This is a genomic window from Corynebacterium sp. MSK218, from assembly GCF_030232655.1.
GTDB lineage: Bacteria > Actinomycetota > Actinomycetes > Mycobacteriales > Mycobacteriaceae > Corynebacterium.
Genome location: NZ_JASPGN010000006.1, coordinates 1 through 16269 on the forward strand (window position 1 = coordinate 1; position 16269 = coordinate 16269).

General features: G+C 59.2%; 16 protein-coding genes and 1 other RNA gene. 4 read left to right on the forward strand and 13 right to left on the reverse strand.

What is annotated here, in order from left to right; genetic code table 11:
• Window positions 1-303: 303 nt before the first annotated feature.
• The 7 genes from QP922_RS05975 to QP922_RS06005 form a co-directional block, all read right to left on the reverse strand.
• A complete protein-coding gene (locus tag QP922_RS05975; RefSeq protein ID WP_284808351.1) occupies window positions 304-1059 on the reverse strand; it encodes an iron ABC transporter ATP-binding protein in 756 nt (251 codons plus the stop codon).
• Window positions 1056-2114 carry an iron chelate uptake ABC transporter family permease subunit gene (locus QP922_RS05980; RefSeq protein WP_284808352.1) on the reverse strand — a complete coding sequence of 353 codons (1059 nt, stop codon included), beginning with the start codon at window positions 2112-2114 and terminating at the stop codon, window positions 1056-1058. The genes QP922_RS05975 and QP922_RS05980 overlap by 4 nt, the downstream gene beginning before the upstream one ends.
• Window positions 2111-3073, reverse strand: coding sequence for an ABC transporter permease (locus tag QP922_RS05985; RefSeq protein WP_284808548.1), 963 nt, complete (start codon window positions 3071-3073; stop codon window positions 2111-2113). The genes QP922_RS05980 and QP922_RS05985 overlap by 4 nt, the downstream gene beginning before the upstream one ends.
• 64 nt (window positions 3074-3137) lie before the next feature.
• The gene (locus QP922_RS05990) at window positions 3138-4169 is read right to left on the reverse strand and encodes a siderophore ABC transporter substrate-binding protein (RefSeq protein WP_284808353.1); all 1032 of its coding nucleotides are present in this window, start codon (window positions 4167-4169) and stop codon (window positions 3138-3140) included.
• A 101-nt stretch (window positions 4170-4270) separates the two neighbouring features.
• On the reverse strand, window positions 4271-5635 hold the full coding sequence (locus QP922_RS05995; RefSeq protein ID WP_284808355.1) for a M20 family metallopeptidase: 1365 nt from the start codon (window positions 5633-5635) through the stop codon (window positions 4271-4273).
• Between the two features lie 4 nt (window positions 5636-5639).
• The gene (locus tag QP922_RS06000; RefSeq protein WP_284808356.1) at window positions 5640-7310 is read right to left on the reverse strand and encodes an AbgT family transporter; all 1671 of its coding nucleotides are present in this window, start codon (window positions 7308-7310) and stop codon (window positions 5640-5642) included.
• A gap of 266 nt (window positions 7311-7576) precedes the next feature.
• On the reverse strand, window positions 7577-8218 hold the full coding sequence (locus QP922_RS06005; protein ID WP_284808357.1) for a DJ-1/PfpI family protein: 642 nt from the start codon (window positions 8216-8218) through the stop codon (window positions 7577-7579).
• Window positions 8219-8374: 156 nt separating this feature from the next.
• Here QP922_RS06005 and QP922_RS06010 point away from each other — a divergent pair, with 156 nt between their 5' ends.
• A complete protein-coding gene (locus QP922_RS06010; RefSeq protein WP_284808359.1) occupies window positions 8375-8908 on the forward strand; it encodes a superantigen-like protein SSL4 in 534 nt (177 codons plus the stop codon).
• Window positions 8909-8983: 75 nt separating this feature from the next.
• Here the strand turns inward: QP922_RS06010 and ssrA are convergent.
• Window positions 8984-9363, reverse strand: a transfer-messenger RNA (tmRNA) gene (gene ssrA, locus QP922_RS06015).
• Window positions 9364-9574: 211 nt separating this feature from the next.
• On the opposite strand from ssrA, the gene QP922_RS06020 reads away from it, so the two are divergent.
• Complete coding sequence (locus tag QP922_RS06020) at window positions 9575-10846, forward strand: SLC5/6 family protein (RefSeq protein WP_284808360.1); 1272 nt, start codon at window positions 9575-9577, stop codon at window positions 10844-10846.
• Here the strand turns inward: QP922_RS06020 and QP922_RS06025 are convergent.
• From QP922_RS06025 to prfB, 5 genes are read right to left on the reverse strand one after another with little or no spacing between them, the layout of a single operon-like run.
• Window positions 10843-11202 carry a DUF488 domain-containing protein gene (locus tag QP922_RS06025; protein ID WP_284808361.1) on the reverse strand — a complete coding sequence of 120 codons (360 nt, stop codon included), beginning with the start codon at window positions 11200-11202 and terminating at the stop codon, window positions 10843-10845. The two genes, QP922_RS06020 and QP922_RS06025, sit on opposite strands and share 4 nt — an antisense overlap.
• Before the next feature lie 25 nt (window positions 11203-11227).
• On the reverse strand, window positions 11228-11734 hold the full coding sequence (smpB, locus tag QP922_RS06030) for an SsrA-binding protein SmpB (protein WP_284808363.1): 507 nt from the start codon (window positions 11732-11734) through the stop codon (window positions 11228-11230).
• A gap of 54 nt (window positions 11735-11788) precedes the next feature.
• Entirely contained in the window at window positions 11789-12691 is a 903-nt protein-coding gene (gene ftsX, locus QP922_RS06035) for a permease-like cell division protein FtsX (RefSeq protein WP_284808364.1), read from the reverse strand.
• Window positions 12692-13381 (reverse strand): cell division ATP-binding protein FtsE, encoded by a 690-nt coding sequence (gene ftsE / locus QP922_RS06040; protein WP_284808366.1) that lies wholly within the window; start codon window positions 13379-13381, stop codon window positions 12692-12694.
• Between the two features lie 33 nt (window positions 13382-13414).
• Window positions 13415-14521 carry a peptide chain release factor 2 gene (prfB, locus tag QP922_RS06045; RefSeq protein ID WP_284808367.1) on the reverse strand — a complete coding sequence of 369 codons (1107 nt, stop codon included), beginning with the start codon at window positions 14519-14521 and terminating at the stop codon, window positions 13415-13417.
• Window positions 14522-14590: 69 nt separating this feature from the next.
• Here prfB and QP922_RS06050 point away from each other — a divergent pair, with 69 nt between their 5' ends.
• Both QP922_RS06050 and hisN read left to right on the forward strand, forming a co-directional pair.
• Entirely contained in the window at window positions 14591-15418 is an 828-nt protein-coding gene (locus tag QP922_RS06050) for an inositol monophosphatase family protein (RefSeq protein WP_070672605.1), read from the forward strand.
• Complete coding sequence (hisN, locus tag QP922_RS06055) at window positions 15411-16184, forward strand: histidinol-phosphatase (RefSeq protein WP_070672608.1); 774 nt, start codon at window positions 15411-15413, stop codon at window positions 16182-16184. The genes QP922_RS06050 and hisN overlap by 8 nt, the downstream gene beginning before the upstream one ends.
• Window positions 16185-16269: the final 85 nt, after the last annotated feature.

The window sequence follows — 16269 nt, forward strand, 5'->3', positions numbered from 1 at the left end:
TGATTACAATCAACCAACACAAAAAGTACATTGGCACACTATTGAGTTCTCACACATCATCCGCACACCACAAGAAAATTAACCAAACGTTAACCTCTCGCAAGCGGCCCGAACAACATTACCCAACAAGCCCAACCAAAGTCAAACCCGCCAAACAAACATTGTTCAAACATCTACCACCAGTTAACCTCACGGCTACCTCGCGGCGACTCGCATAAATATACGCACACCCCCAACAAACAACAAATCGCCTGGCTAGTGCTCATTTTTCATAGCACACCAGGCGATGATTGCTCGACCTTTCTAGTGGTAGCAAGCCAAAAGCCCATCCGGGCCATCGATCACTGTGATAGGCGTTTCGAAGATCGGGGTAAGAATGTCATCCCGCATGATCTCGTCTGGGCCACCGAACGCCACGATGTTTCCGTCCTTAGCGGCGCAAATGTAGTCGGCGTAGCGTGCAGCGAAGTTGATGTCGTGCAAAACAATGATGATGGTGCGACCGAACTCCTTGGCGGCACTGCGCAGATGTTTCATCATCTCGACTGAGTGGGAGATGTCGAGGTTGTTGAGGGGTTCGTCGAGAAGCACGTAGTCCGTCTCCTGACACAGCACCATCGCCACGTACGCGCGCTGACGCTGCCCACCGGACAGCTCATCGAGGTAGCGGTTTTCCAGTTCGCGCAAATGGAAGAAGTCAATGTAGCGCGAGACTATGTCTTCATCCTCAGCGGTCAGGCGGCCTTTGGAGTAAGGGAAGCGGCCGAAGCTGACGAGCTGGCGTACGGTCAACTTTGTAATGAAGTGATTTTCCTGGCGCAGGATGGACAGAATCTTGGCCAAGTCCTCGGACTTTGTGGAGGAGACGTCGTAACCGGCGACCTCGATGGTGCCCTCGTCGGCGTCGAGAAGCCTGCCAATCATGGTGAGCATCGTGGACTTGCCCGCGCCGTTCGGCCCAATAAGAGCGGTGATACCTCCGGTGGGGATTTCCAGATCGACGGGGCCAATGGTGGTCTCGCCGGAATAGGCCTTAGAGACCTTGGAAAGCTTGATCACAGCTTGCCCTTTCGCAGAATGACAAAGAGGAAGACGCTGCCGCCCACCAGCTCAATGATGATGGACACCACGCCCTGCGCATAGAAGACGTGCTGCATGAGGAAGTAGGCACAGGTAAGCACGGCAAAGGCGGTGGCCATGGACATCGGGAAGAGATAGCGGTGATCGTAAGTCTCCGCCGCTTGGTAGGCCAAGGTGGCCACGAGGAAGCCCAGGAAGGTCATGGGGCCCACGAGTGCCGTGGTCGTAGCCATGAGGATGGAGACCAAAATCAAGGTGTAGATAGCGTTGACCTTGTGGTTCACACCCAAGTTGGTAGCGGCATCACGGCCTAGAGCCAGAACGTTGAGACGGCGCGAGTTAAAGAACATCAACGCCGTGACCGCAATAACGAGTGGAATAGCAATGGGATAATACTCGGTTTCGGCGTTATTAACTGAGCCGAAAAGGCGTGCGGTAAGCACGTCGAACTCACTCGGCGTGAGCATACGCTGCATGAAAGTGGACAATGAGCCCAAACCACCGCCAATGATGATGCCTACCAGCAACATCGCATGCATATTGTTGCGGCGGCTGGTGAGCAGCCACGAGTACAGAATCAGTGACAGCCCCACCATGAGCACGAGTTGAACAAGGAACATGCCCATGTTGCGGGATTGCGTCAGCCCAGCAGCGCCGAGAAAGAAAATGGTGGCAGTATTAATTGCCACATAGAGGGACTCAAAGCCCATGATGGAGGGCGTCAAGATGCGGTTATTGGTCACCGTGTGGAAGGCCACCGTGGCCACCGCCTGGCACACCGCAACAATCGCCATGGCGGTAACTGCATCAGCACGGCGGCGCGCAATGAGCCACCACTTCCGGGTCCCAAAGTCCATGGGATTGTCGTAGGCCAACAGGCCGAAAGCGAAGATGAGGCCTGCGGCGATGAGGGCGCCGAGGATAATCCAGTACTTGCGCGCAGCAGCAGCGGACTGGAAGCTGCCCACGCTGCGGCGGGAGTTATCGACCTGCAGCTGAGTAGTCGTTGCTGGAACGGAGATACGCACACTCACTTGGTTGACCTCACAATCAGAACGACGAAGACGATGGCGCCGACGACGCCAAGGATGACGGAGACGGGCATCTCAAACGGAGCAATGATAACGCGGCCCAGGATGTCACAAAGCGTTACGGTGGCAATTCCCAGCAGGCACACCCACGGCAGATTGGAGCGCAGGTCATCGCCACGCAGCATGCTCACCATGTTCGGAACGATAAGTCCCAGAAAGGGCAGGGCGCCCACGACGACGGTTACCACGCCCGTCGCCACCGCAATGAGGCCAGTGCCCAGGAGAATCATTCGTTGGTAGTTCAGGCCAATGTTGGTGGCAATATCCTCGCCGAGTCCGGCGACGGTGAGCTTGTCAGCATAAAGGTACACGGCGAGAAGTACGAGCAGAACTACCCACAAAACCTCATATTGTCCTTCATAGACCGAGGTAAAAGAACCCATGAACCAGATGCCGAGCTGCTGCAACGTGTCGGTACGCAACGCCACGTAGGAGGACACTGCGGACACGACGGCGCCCAGCATGATGCCGATGATGGGCACAATGAGCGAGGAGCGCAATGCCACCCGACGCAGGAAAGCGAAGAACACCATGGTCCCGGCAAACGCGAAGGCCACGGAAATAAGCATCTTCACTAGCACCGAAGCATGCGGGAAAAGAATGAGGGAAAAGAGCAGTCCCAGTCCGGCCCACTCGGTGGTACCCGTGGTCGTAGGTTCCACAAAGCGGTTCTGAGTGAGCAGCTGCATCACCAAGCCGCTCATAGCCATGGCCGCGCCGGCCAAGACGAGGGCAATCGTGCGCGGCACGCGCGTAGTGAAGAACATGGTCCAACCATCCTCATTATCGAGGATGCTGTACTCCCCCACCATGAGGGACAGGATGAGCAGAGTGAACACGCCGAGCACACCGAGGCCCAATGTCCACGTCACAACGGGTTCACGGGAGCTGCGCGTGGGCATGCGCCCACGATCATCGTGTGTGCCCATCCGCACCGTCACGGTCTTCACTCTGCTCCTTGAGGTTTTAGGCCTTGGCCTTTTCGAAGGCGTCGGCAAGCGCGTTCAGGATTTCCGTGTAGGTGATGATGGATTCATCGACGTACGTATCCTGTGGCGCGACGTACACGTTGCTGTCCTTGACCGCGGTGACATTCTTGAGCGCAGCGTTGTCCTTGACTAGCTTCTCGCCCGGGGTAACCTGCTCGCCTTCCTTGGAGACTGCGGCGTCGCGGTCCATGATAAGGATCCAGTCTGGGTTGGACTGAGCAATAGCCTCGACGGAAATGTCGTCGCCCTCATGGTCATCGGAAGCGTTCTCCACCTCTAGTGCCGGGGTCAGACCAAGAAGGTCAAAGATCGGACCATAGGTGCGGCCAACGTGCGGGGCAATGTAGCCAATCTCGCCACCAGAGGTGTTGACGGCCATGACCTTCTGCTCCGGGTCATAGGCGTCCTTGGCGCGCTGAGCAGCATCATCGAAATCGGCGATGAGCTTCTCGGCGTCCTCTTCGTGGCCGAAGACCTGGCCCAGTGCTTCGGTGTGGCGCTTGAGTTCCTCGAAGAAGTCCTTGTCATCGCGCGGCTCGAAGTCGAGCACGGGAACGTCCTCCAGCAGCTTCTCGATGTCCTCCTGGTGCGACTCAAAGCGCTGACCATTCCACACCACGTCCGGATCAGCTGCCACCAAGCCCTCGAGGTCCGGCTCCTTGTGCGAGCCGAGATCTACCTCGACGGTGTCCTTGTTATACGTATCACGCAGGGACTTCGGCACCAGCGGCAGCGGTGCTGCAGCCAGGTCAATATCCCACTGAGCCAACACCGAGAAGGCACGGTTATCCGTCACCGCCGGGTTCTCCACCGGGGTGGTAACGGTCTTTTCACCGAAGTTATCCTCCAGGGTGATGGAGGAGGCATCTGCTGCCGCGGAACCCGCTGCCTCAGTGGTCTCCTCTGCGGAGTTGGAGGAGCAGCCGGTCAACGCCAGTGCTGCAATAGAAACAGTCGCAGCAATCTTGGTGGTAGTCGTGCCGAAGGCGCGGCGGGAAATCGTGAACATGGTGTCCTTGCGTATTAGGTGTGGCTAACCACAGTCGGTAAATAACGTCGCCGCCTAACCTAACCTATGTAAGGGTTACCTTTCAAGCACACTATTGTTTCCTAATTCCCCGCGGGGGTACCTGCACCTCCCGCCAGAAGGGTATCCACGGCGACTGGGCCTTGCTTATTGAAGTCCTCGCGGGCAGCGCGCCGGAACTCCGGGTCCGCCAAGAAATCGAGCGTGACCTGCGCCAAGCCGGCTGCCGAATCCACTGCGGCGTCGACAGCTTGAGGCGTGGCCGCCCACCGCGCGAAGTCCTCGGTATGCAGCGCCACATCCGACGGTGAGACTTTCACCATAGGATGCAGGCCCGGCACCAAATTCGATACATTGCCAAAATCTGTCGACGCCGCCACCGTGTCCGGCACAGTGCCCGCTGGCAACGCCGTGCGTCCCCGGCGCGCTTGCGTGGCCGCCCACCGCTCGACGAGCGCAGCATTATTGCGCACCGGCAGTGTCATCGGGTGCTCATCCCACTCGAGGTCTACCTCAACGCCAGCCATTAGCGCCGCGCCCCGCACAATGTCCTCGACGCGTCCGGAGAGGTCCATCAGCGTGCGCGTACCTAAAGAACGCACGTAAATGTGCATTTCTGCGCTCTTCGGAATGATGGACGGCCTGTCACCACCGGCCATGGTGGCATGAACGCGGTCTGACGGCGGCATCTGCTGCCGCATAAGCCCAATGCCTTGATAGGCCAAGCTCGCCGCGTCGAGGGCATTGCGCCCCATAAAGGGCTGCGAGCTCGCATGGGCCGCTAAACCGCGGTAAGTCACGCGCAAGATACGCCGGCCTACCCACGCATGTGCACCGATGTCATAGCCAAAGCCGTGAATCATGACTGCAGCATCCACCCCGTCCAGGCTGCCGCCGCGAATCATGTACTCCTTGCCGGAATGCCCCTCCTCCGCTGGGGTTCCCTGCAGGAGGATGCGGCCGGGCAGGGGGACGTCGACAAGCGCAGCGGTGGCCGCGAGGAATCCCGTCACGCCCGCCGCGGCGATGATGTTGTGACCGCAAGCGTGGCCAATCTGCGGCAGTGCGTCATACTCCGCCAAGATGGCCACGGTGGGGTGATGCTTCGGGTCGAAGTCCTCGCTTTGCCACGAGGCCTCAAAGGCGGTATCTACACCATAGACGCCGCGACGTGTGGAGAAGCCGTATTTTTCCACGATATCGGCCAGCACCGCCATGGAACGATACTCTTCAAAGGCGGTCTCCGGGTGGGCATGCAGATCCGCCACGATGTGCGCGGCGGTTTCCCGCAGCCCTTCCGCCCGTGCTGCGGCGCTGTCCCACACCTTCTCCTGGCCGGGGTAGTCCTCCTCCGTATGTTCGGGCGGGGCGGCGGACGCCACGCGCTTGGCGACGTCCCCCTCCATCGCCTCCAGATATGCCGTTGATGGAGTGTTGGGTTGAGTCATACCTCTACCCAATCATGACCGCGTTGCCTGGGCCCAGTGGAAGATCAACATAGAACCAGATAGCCAGCAAGATGGCCCAAGCGGTGAAGAATGGAATAACGAATGGCACGAGGCGGGACATAAGTGTTCCTAGACCTGCCTCACGTTCATAACGCTGGAGGAAACCCAGCATGACAATCATGTACGGATTGAGCGGGGTGATGATCTGGGTCGCGGAATCACCAACGCGGAATGCGCCCTGGATGAAGGCCGGCTCGTAACCCAGTAGCGCGAACATCGGCACGAATACTGCCGCCATGAGCGTCCACATGGAGGAACCGGAAATAATAAGCAGGTTCAGGCAGGACGCGAGTGCAATGAAGGCAAAGATGGCCGGGAAGCCGGTAAGGCCGATGGATTCCAGGAAGGCTGCGCCCTTCACTGCGGTGAAGGTACCGATGCCGGTCCAGGCGAACAGCGCCACGAACTGACCCAAGATGAACGCCAAAATAAGGAAGCTCATCATGTCCTTGAGCGCGCCGATCATCATGTTCACCACGTCATTGATGCCCTTGACCGTGCCGACAACCCTGCCATAGACCACGCCGAGCACCAAGAAGTAGGCAAAGACGATGAAGACGATGGAGTTCAACAGCGGCGACTTGGGCAAGAAGCTGCCTTCCTCGTTACGCCAGGGGGATTCTGGCAGAAGGACCGCGAAGAGGATGATGGCGGTGAGGATAACCGTGGCCACGCCAGACCAGATGAGGCCCTTGGACTCGGCTGGGCGCAGCTCAGCGGTGAGCTCTTCACCGTTTTCGTCACGGTCTCCGCGCTCGGCAGCGTCCTCTGGGTCGATGTCCTCCTCAGTAGGAACCTCCTGCTGCCACATGCGCGGCTCGATCACCTTGTCGATGATGAAACCGGCAAGCAAGCCTAGGACGATGGAGGAGGCCACGTTGAAGTAGTAGTTCGACATCGCATTGACCGGAGCGAACTCCGTGTTCGGCAAGGTGTCCATGACGGCGGTCGTAATACCAGCAAACAGGGCATCCAGTGAGGTGGGCACCAAGGCGGTCGAATAACCTGCGCCCACAGCGGCGAAACCACCGATAAGGCCGGCAACGGGGTGGCGGCCAGCGGCCTTAAAGACCATGGCAGCCAGCGGCGGGACGATAACGAACGCAGCATCCGCCATCACCGAGGCCGTCACGCCAATAACGCCTACCGCGTACGGCAACAGCCACGGCTTTGCCGAACCGAACAGCTTGCGGATAAGGGCTGAGAGCATTCCGGAACGCTCCGCCACACCCACAGCCAGCATGATGGGCAGCACCGTGACCAGCGGCGGAAAGTTGATGTAGTTCTCACCCATCGTCGTGGTGAACCACGTCAGTCCCTCACCGGTGAACAAGCCTTTCACCGGCTGGATTTCATCTGAGCCTGGAATCTTAATTTCCACGCCCATCTTCGCCATGATGGTGGACAGCACGCCCGTAATTAGGAAGAGGATTAAGAAGATGGTGAAGGGCTCCGGCAGTTTGTTGCCGATGTATTCCACACCGTTGAGGAACTTATCCAGCATTCCCCCGCTAGGCTGTGGGCGCTTGTTCTGATCTGCCTTGACGGAATTCGCCTTGGGCTTCTCCGCGGTACCAGCGCCGCCTTGTGGCGCTGCGTTGGTTGGGCTGTTCATGGGTACTCCTGTCGTAGGGGTCAGTCCCAGTGCTCCACGTCACACTGTTGGAAAAAGGCTACCACGGGAATGTAACTCAAGTAACAAATATTTCGGGCTCACGTCACATTTTTCTCCGACTTGCCTTAGTCCGCTTTTCCGGCCCCTACCCCATTGCGAGCTTTGCCCCCGCTACGTTCACGGCAGATAGCGACTAGAAAATCGCCGGTTTTAGCCCCTTATCTACCGTGAGCGTCACAGAATCTGCCCGAGGCCACGATGCCCCCTCACTCAGCATCATCGCCGCTTGACGACGCCAGCCCATAAAGCCGCGCGAAAGGATCCCACTCGCTGTCGCGGTGCGCCTCATACTCTGCAAAGTTGGCAGCAGCCAGCGCCACTTCTTCAGTTCTGAGATGCGCAATGAGCGCAACCGTCATATCCATTCCGGCTGCAACACCTGAGGAGGTCCATCGATTTCGGTCGTGTACCCACCGTGCTTCCGGCTGCCAAGCCACTTTCTTGCCAAAGGAGCTCGCCCACGCAAACGCGCGTTTGTTGCTCGTTGCGGCATAGCCTTCCAATAGTCCTGCGGCTGCCAAGACTGCAGAACCCGTGCACACGGCGGCAACCATAGGCGCTTGTGAACCCACCTCACGAAGCCACGACAGAAAATATTCGTCCTCCACGAGCTGCCGGGTTCCTTTGCCGCCGGGAACGAGAAGGATGTCAGTCGGCTCAATCTGCTCATAAGAAATTGTCGGCACCACTTCTACGCCCTGAGAGCTAGCCACTGGCTTGCCCGTGGGCCCAGCGAAAACCACGGTGACGTCAGGGACGGCTTGAAGCAGTTGGACGGGACCGAAGACGTCGAGAAGCTCAAAGCCCTCAAACAAGACAACAGTGACGCGTTGTGGCTCAAATGTCATGCAGCAATACTACGCCCGACGATGACCATTCCCCGTGAGGAACAGTTGCCGTGGCGGTTATGGCTAACCTGACTGTCATAACCACTGCCACACACAAATCCGACGACGTTCACCAGACTTTGAGATTTAGCAGTTTCCTCCTGAAAGGACATCAGCATGAAGAAGCTCACCATCGCGCTTACCACACTTGCCATGGCCGTGGCTGGATGTAGCTCCAACACCGAGCCTGCTCCGGCTCCATCGAGCAGCGCGTCGTCATCTTCACCTGAGACGTCCGACTCCAGTTCGAGCATGCCGCCCACGAGCGAGACAGAGGAAGCAAAGCCCGAGACGACGAAGCCGGAGGCCAAACAGCCCGATCCCACCATGGCTTCCCCACAAGCTGATACTCCAGTCGCTGAGGCTCCCGCGGTCGAGCAGGCCCCCGCAGAGCCCGTTGTTGTGGAATGCCTCGAGGGCACCCCAGGGTCAGCACGCTGGTCTGACGGCACCGTCTCCTATTCCCAATGGTGTTTCGACACCATGGGTGGTGAGCAGCACCTCGAAGAGGAGGCAAACGCGGGCGTTCCGCCCACGCCAGAACAGCAACAGCCGCGCAAGCCTAGCCCATGGGTACAGGGGCAAATTGACTGGGCAAACTGCCTCGACTCCGGCAAGACCAAGGAACAGTGCCGCGAAGAACTGAACTAAAGCGGGCCGGCCCCTCCACCAAGTCCCACAAACGAGAAGAAGCCCCAGCTAGAATGCTATCTAGCTGGGGCTTCACGGTGGAGCCGCCGGGAATTGAACCCGGGTCCTTCGTCATCTTGCCAGGGCTTCTCCGTGCGCAGTCTGCACAGGATCTCTACTCGGCCCTCCGGCTCGGGCAAACACGCTCCGGATGATGGGCCCAGTTGCTCTAAAAGTCCCCGACCGGCCGAACAACAAACCGGTCAGGCAAGTTCCCTAGTCGATGCCAGGATCTAGGTCAGGAACCAAACCTAGGCTGACAGACACGCGTCGCTGGAATTAGGCAGCGAGGGCGTAGTCACGCTGAGAGTTCTTCTCTGCGTTTATTGGTTGCTACGACGCTTAACGGTGGTCTCTAGCCTGCACCGGCACGCTTCCCCTGGCTCAATGTACGAAGTCGAAACCAAGTCGACCCCTTGTCCGCAGTGGTGCGAAAACATTGCTGCGAAAGCGCTGTAAAGAAAGCTCGCGCTTCCTCTACGGTTTGTATAACGCTAGTGCATTCAGGCTTATTCCCGCAAGAAGCGCGTTCCACAGTCTCTTTAAATCCAGCCTTGTGATCTGAAATAAATTCATCGTTGCTAAGGTGTGCTAGTCACATCCGTCAAAATAGTTGAAGGTAGCGAAGTGAGCTCAACGACCGAGAACTCTGCCTCCGTACACACCGACCAGAAACAAGCCAGCAACACTGAATGGGCAATTTCGCTCTTTGGCACCGCCGTGGGTGCCGGCATCTTGTTCCTTCCCATCAATGCCGGCAGCTTCGGCTTCTGGCCACTGCTGGTGGCCACCATTCTCATTGGCCCGATGACGTACTTCTCCCACCGCGGGCTCGCGCGCATGATTTGTGTGTCGCCCCGCCAGGGTGAGGACATCACCGCCGTGGTTACGGACTACTTTGGCAAGACCGCAGGTCTTATCATTTCGGTGGTGTACTTTTGCGCGATTTTCCCCATCGTGCTGATTTATGGCGTGTCCATTACAAATACGGTCAACAGCTTCATCGTCAACCAGCTGCATGGTCCCACCATTTCACGCCCGCTGCTGTCATTCCTGCTGGTGGGCGTGATGACCATTGTCTTCGCCTTTGGCCAGCGCATCGTGCTGACTGTTACGCAGTTCTTGGTCTACCCATTGATTTTCTGCCTCGGCGCGCTGTCTATTTACCTCATCCCCCGCTGGGATATCGCTTCCTTCATGGAGGTGGGCAACAATGATTGGCGCGTCGTCGGCGCGGTGGCTCTTATTATTCCGGTGCTGGTCTTTTCCTTTAACCACTCCCCCGCCATCTCCCAATTCTCCCTCGCGATGGTCGCTGCACACGGGCGCGAAAAGAGCTCCGAGAATGCCTCGCGCGCACTAGCGCTCACGGCCATTCTGCTCACCGTCTTCACCATGTTCTTTGTGTGGTCCTGCACGCTCACCCTCGGCGCTGATGGTCTGGCTGAGGCCCGCGAGCAGAACCTACCGGTGCTGTCTTACCTGGCCAACGTCACCGGTGTGCCGGTCTTGGCTTTCATCTCCCCCATCGTCGCGATGGTGGCCATCATTTCCTCCTACTTCGGCCACGTGCTGGGAGCGACCGAAGGCGGTAACTACCTCCTGCGCACCGCAGCTCCTCGAGCTACGAAGAAGCTGTCAGAAAAGCAGTTGACCTCCATCATGCATGGCATCATCTTTGTCTCCGCCTGGGTCGTTGCCATCATTGATCCGTCGATTCTCAGCCTTATCGAGGCCATCGGTGGCCCCTTCATCGCCTCGATTCTCTACCTGCTGCCGATGTACGCCATCAACCGAATTGATGCTCTCAAGCAGTTCCGCGGCCGCCCGAGCAACGTGTTCGTTGTCATCACAGGCCTCATCGCCGTGGGCGCCGCCATCTGGGGACTTTTCGTTTAGTCTTCTTCGAGCCACGCCTTCAGCACGACGGCGTGGTTCACCTCGCGGTCTTTGGCGGCGAAGAGGAGGGTGACGTCGCCAGCCGCGGCAAACTGGCGCAACTGCTTCAGCTCCTCATTGTCGTTGTCGTCAAGCTCCGCTCGGTAGCGCTGCGCAAACTCCTCAAAAGTATCCGGGTCGTGGCCCCACCACTTTCGTAGCTCGACACTGGGGGCCACGTGCTTGAACCAATGGTCGTAATCGAGGCGCTCTTTGGCCACGCCGCGGGGCCAGAGCTTATCGACGAGCACCGCTTCCCCACGCAGCTCCTCGTCACCGTGAATAACGTCATGAGCCACCTTGGCCGTATAAATCATGGCACCCAGGCTAGACGTTCATCGGTTAGGCGTTGATGCCCTTTACGCGGCGGCCCAGCTCACGGGTAATATCGCGGTCTTGGTCGCGGCGTTTAATGGCTTCGCGCTTATCGTAATCCTGCTTACCCTTGGCCAGCCCCAGCTCGCACTTAGCGCGGCCGTTCTTGAGATAGACCTTGAGGGGGATGAGCGTCTTGTTGCCGTCGCGCACCTGGCCCATAAGCTTGTCAATCTCACGGCGGTGCAGCAGCAGCTTGCGGGTGCGCTTGGGCGAGTGATTCGTCCACGAACCTTGGGAATACTCCGGGATGTGGAGGTTGCGGATGTAGACCTCGCCGTCGTCGATAGTGGCGAAGGCATCCGCCAGAGAAATCTTGCCTTCGCGCATCGACTTGATTTCGGTGCCCACGAGCACCATGCCGCATTCCAGGGTGTCAAGGATGGTGTAGTCGTGGCGGGCACGTCGGTTGGTGGCCAGTGTCGAGTTGTTATCGGCCACTGCCCCTTTTCTCTTCTTTGCCTTCTTCGCCATAGTCTGGACTATATTACGCCACGGCCAGGCAAAAACCACATCGCGTGTACGTGCTTAGGTCCGCACGTAGGCGCGCATAGTGACCTGTGCTGTGAGCGCAGCCAGAAGCAGCGCCACAATGCCGACGATAGGCAGCACCGTCCACACATCAGACGACGTCACGGGCGCCAAGAGCTGCTTCTGGTAGAGGTCCTTGAGTGCCGGGTCGATGACCAGGTTCTTGCCCAAGACGATGCCCGCCCCGGCGAGGATAACGCCGCCAATCGCACCCAAGATGGCCTCAACAATGAACGGCGCGTGTGTAATCCAGCGCGAGGCGCCCACCATGCGCATGATGGCAGTTTCGCGTTGGCGCTGGAAGGCGGCAATCTGCACCATGTTGGCGATGAGCATGATAGCGGCCAGCGCTACCACTCCGGCCACGATGAAGGTGGCGTTGCGGATCGCATCCAGGTTGCCGGCGGCGCTGCGCACATCTTCCTGTTGGTCGATGACGTCGGTAACGGCGGGGTCATCCGCAATGGCGTCGATAGGCGCGGTGTCCGTCGGGTCCTTCAGCCGCACATGGAAGGCTGCGGGCAGCGCGTCCGGTGATGTTTCCTCCACCATGACTGGGTCAGTTTCCTTGAACAGCTCGACGAAGCGGTCATAGGATTCCTTCTGGCTGCGATAGCCCACGGATTCAATCTCATCGTCTGCCTCCAGCTTCTTCTTCAGGCCAGCGCAGGCAGCGTCCTTGCACTCCGGGTCGTTGGCAGAGATGTCCTCGTTGAGCTGCACCATAACCTCGACCTGTTCGAGGTAGATGTCTTTGGTGTCCTTGGTCATCTGGGCCACGAGCACGCCGGCGACCACCAGCGCCACCGAAATTGCCGTGGTAATCACCATGGCGATGGTCATGGTGATGTTGCGGCCTAGTCCCTTGAAGGCCTCCCGAAAAACAAAGCCTAAGTTCATCTAGAGCGCCTCCCCGTACATCGCGTTCTTTTCGTCGCGCACGAGCGTGCCGTTGTGCAGCTCGATGACGCGCTGGCGGGCGTCGTTGACCGCGCGCGCGTTGTGCGTCGACATCACCACGGTGGTTCCGCGGCGGTTGATCTTGGTCAGCAAGGCCATGATTTCCGCAGCTGTGGCGGGATCGAGGTTGCCCGTGGGTTCGTCGGCAAGCAGAAGCTTGGGACGGTTCACGAAGGCACGCGCAACAGCCACGCGCTGCTGTTCGCCACCGGAGAGCTCGTGCGGCATGCGGTGCTGCTTGGCGCCGAGGCCCACCATGTCGAGGACCTCCGGAACCTGCTTCGCAATGCGCGACTTCTTCTTGCCAATGACCTGCAGAGCAAACGCTACGTTGTCGTAGACGTTGAGCTTGGGCAGCAGGCGGAAATCTTGAAAGACATAGCCGATGGACTGGCGCAGTTGGTTAATCTGACGGCCCTTCAGCGCATTGACATGGAAGTCCCCAAAGTGAATATCACCGGAGCTCACATTTGTTTCGCGCACCATGAGCTGCAGAAAGGTGGACTTTCCGGAGCCCGAGGGGCCAATAAGGAAGACGAATTCGCCGTCGTCTATGTCAAAAGACACGTTGTCCAACGCGGGCCGAGTTGACGTCGCGTAGACCTTGGACACATTCTCAAAAGTGATCACTTAAGCAACAGTAGCAACAATTGTCACTGAAGCCTAGGCTTCGTTGTCCTCCATACGCCACCGAATACCCGCCTCCAAGAAGCCGTCAATATCACCATCCAGCACCTTGGATGGGTCTCCGACCTCGTAGTTTGTACGCAGATCCTTGACCATCTGATACGGATGCAGAACATAGGAGCGCATCTGGTTACCCCAGGACGCATTGCCGCCCGCGCCCAACGCGTCCAGCTCGGCGCGCTCCTCTTGGCGCTTGCGCTCCAGCAGCTTGGCCTGCAGCACGCGCATGGCAGAGGCCTTGTTCTGGATCTGGGACTTCTCGTTCTGACAGGTCACCACGATGCCGGTCGGGATGTGTGTCAGGCGCACCGCAGAGTCCGTCGTGTTGACCGACTGCCCGCCTGGGCCCGAGGAGCGGTAGACGTCCACACGAACCTCAGAATCCGGAACCTCGATGGAGTCCGTTTGCTCCACCACCGGAAGCACCTCCACCTCGGCAAAGGAGGTCTGGCGGCGCCCCTGGTTATCAAACGGAGAGATGCGCACGAGTCGGTGCGCGCCCTGCTCCACCGAGAGCTGGCCATACATGTATTCGCCATGCACCACGAAAGTGGCAGACTTGATGCCTGCCTCCTCGGCATAGGAAATGTCGTAGACATCCACCTTGTGGCCATTCTTCTCCGCCCAGCGCGTGTACATGCGCATGAGCATCTCCGCCCAGTCCGCAGCATCCACGCCACCCGCGCCAGAGCGAATGTTGATAACAGCCTCGCGCTCGTCATACTCGCCGGAGAGCATGGTGGTGATCTCAAGAGATTCGATGGCGGCTTCTAGTTCCTTCAGCTCGGTGTCCACCAACTCCTGAGAGGCCTCATCGCCTTCTTCCTCCGCCAGCTCAGCCATGACGGGCAGATCCTCAATCCTCCCCCGCAGGGAAGTCAGCTTGCGCAACTTCGCCTGTTCCGCCGAAAGGGCTGAGGTCACCTTCTGGGCATGGTCAGGATCGTCCCACAGCGACGGGTCCCCCGCCTGGGCCTCGAGCTCACGAACGCGCTCGGACACCGCCTCCGGGTCCATAACCTTCTCAATCGAGGTCAAGGTGGCGCTGAGTTCCTCAAGTCGTGCTGTTTGTTCCGGACGCATAGCCCCCTACTTTACTTATTCTCACTCCCTGATTAGCCATCGGCCGCATTTAGCGCGACAATAGGCGGCATGAGTGACCAGCCAAGCCTCACCGAGATGATCGATGCCATCATCAAGACCTTCATCGTCGCCCACGCAGACGATTCCGACGCCCACCTTGCCCAGGCGCTTGTGTACAACGCCGGCCGCCTGGCCTGGCGCCTGCGTGAGCAGGGCGTAGACGTGTCTCAAAAGACCGACCGCGCGGACGTCGTCACTGACGCCGACTTTGCCGCCGAGCGCTTCGTCGCAGGCGTCCTCGAGGCCCTTCGCGGCGAGGACGGCATCGTGGGCGAAGAAGGCGCCAACCGCGCGTCAAAGTCCGGCCGCACCTGGGTCATCGATCCCGTCGACGGCACCTTCAACTTTGCCTCCGGTTTCGACTATTGGTGCTCCGCACTTGCGCTTATCGACGCCAACGGGGTCATCCTCGGCGCCGTCCACCGCCCGGCCATGGGCTACACCTGGTTCGGTGGCCGTGACTTCCCCACTACCTTGGACAGCAAGGAGGTCACCCCGCTGACCGATACCCCCGCGGAAAACCTGTGCTTGTCGACCTACCTCCACCCTTCCTGCATCACCAATCCCAAGATTTCGGCGGCGTGGGAAAAGGTTGCCCCGCATTTCGCCACCGTGCGCATGCTCGGCGCTGGGTCTGTGGATCTTTCCTCCGTGGCCGATGGCACGTGGGGCGCATGGATGCAGCATTCTGTGAAGGACTGGGATTGGTATCCAGGCCAGGCGCTGGTCATCGCGGCCGGCGGCGCGGCGCGCAAGGTTGAAGCCGGCGGTGTGGAATGGTGTATCGCGGGTAATAAACAGGTAGTCGATCAGATGGAGGAATGGCTCCGTGGGTAAGTACAAAGAAGACCTCGGTCTGGCCTTGGAAATGGCGGGCCACGCGGATGCTGTCACCATGCACCGCTTTGAGGCTGCCGACCTTTCCGTAAAGGAAAAGCCAGACATGACTCCGGTCTCGGATGCGGACTTAGCCTGCGAAAAGGCCATCCGTGAAGCACTCAAGCGTTCCCGCCCGCGTGATGAAGTTTTGGGCGAAGAGTTCGGCGGCGAAGCCTGCTATGAGGGCCGCCAGTGGGTCATCGATCCCATCGACGGCACGAAGAACTTCGTTCGTGGCGTCCCCGTCTGGGCCACGCTTATCGCTCTCCTCGAAGACGGCAAACCCGTCGTCTCCGTCATCTCCGCCCCTGCCTTGCGCCGTCGCTGGTACGCCGCCAAGGGCGGTGGCGCCTACCGCGTTTTCGGCGGCGAGCCGAAGCGCCTTCGCGTCTCCGAAGTCTCGAACCTAGAGGACGCTTCTTTGGCTATGAGCTCCCTGGCCGGCTGGGGCCTTAATCGCGACACCTTCGTATCCCTGACCGACAAGGTCTGGCGCCTGCGCGGTTACGGCGACTTTTGGAACTACTGCCTGGTAGCCGAAGGTGCGGTCGACATCGCCGCAGAGCCTGAGGTTTCCCTCTGGGATTTGGCAGCCCCTGCCCTCCTCGTCACCGAAGCAGGCGGCCGCTTCACTAACGTCCGCGGCGAAGACGGCCCCCACGGCGGCTCGGCCTTGGCCACTAACGGCACGCTGCACGACGCCACCCTCACCGCTCTGTCCTAACCCTCGTGCGGCGCCGCACGCCGGTGCCGCACCTCAGCGCCGGCCTGCGAACCGCACTCCGCAGGTCATTTCGATCAAATAAGGC

What these genes read in the sequence shown, in the direction of transcription:
- QP922_RS06000 (WP_284808356.1), bottom strand. Translation starts at nt 7,310, where the DNA reads ATGAACAGCCCAACCAACGCAGCGCCACAAGGCGGCGCTGGTACCGCG.
- ftsX (WP_284808364.1), bottom strand. Translation starts at nt 12,691, where the DNA reads ATGAACTTAGGCTTTGTTTTTCGGGAGGCCTTCAAGGGACTAGGCCGC.
- QP922_RS06005 (WP_284808357.1), bottom strand. Translation starts at nt 8,218, where the DNA reads ATGACATTTGAGCCACAACGCGTCACTGTTGTCTTGTTTGAGGGCTTT.
- QP922_RS05985 (WP_284808548.1), bottom strand. Translation starts at nt 3,073, where the DNA reads ATGCCCACGCGCAGCTCCCGTGAACCCGTTGTGACGTGGACATTGGGC.
- smpB (WP_284808363.1), bottom strand. Translation starts at nt 11,734, where the DNA reads ATGGCGAAGAAGGCAAAGAAGAGAAAAGGGGCAGTGGCCGATAACAAC.
- QP922_RS06050 (WP_070672605.1), top strand. Translation starts at nt 14,591, where the DNA reads ATGAGTGACCAGCCAAGCCTCACCGAGATGATCGATGCCATCATCAAG.
- QP922_RS05990 (WP_284808353.1), bottom strand. Translation starts at nt 4,169, where the DNA reads ATGTTCACGATTTCCCGCCGCGCCTTCGGCACGACTACCACCAAGATT.
- QP922_RS06010 (WP_284808359.1), top strand. Translation starts at nt 8,375, where the DNA reads ATGAAGAAGCTCACCATCGCGCTTACCACACTTGCCATGGCCGTGGCT.
- QP922_RS06025 (WP_284808361.1), bottom strand. Translation starts at nt 11,202, where the DNA reads ATGATTTATACGGCCAAGGTGGCTCATGACGTTATTCACGGTGACGAG.
- QP922_RS05995 (WP_284808355.1), bottom strand. Translation starts at nt 5,635, where the DNA reads ATGACTCAACCCAACACTCCATCAACGGCATATCTGGAGGCGATGGAG.
- prfB (WP_284808367.1), bottom strand. Translation starts at nt 14,521, where the DNA reads ATGCGTCCGGAACAAACAGCACGACTTGAGGAACTCAGCGCCACCTTG.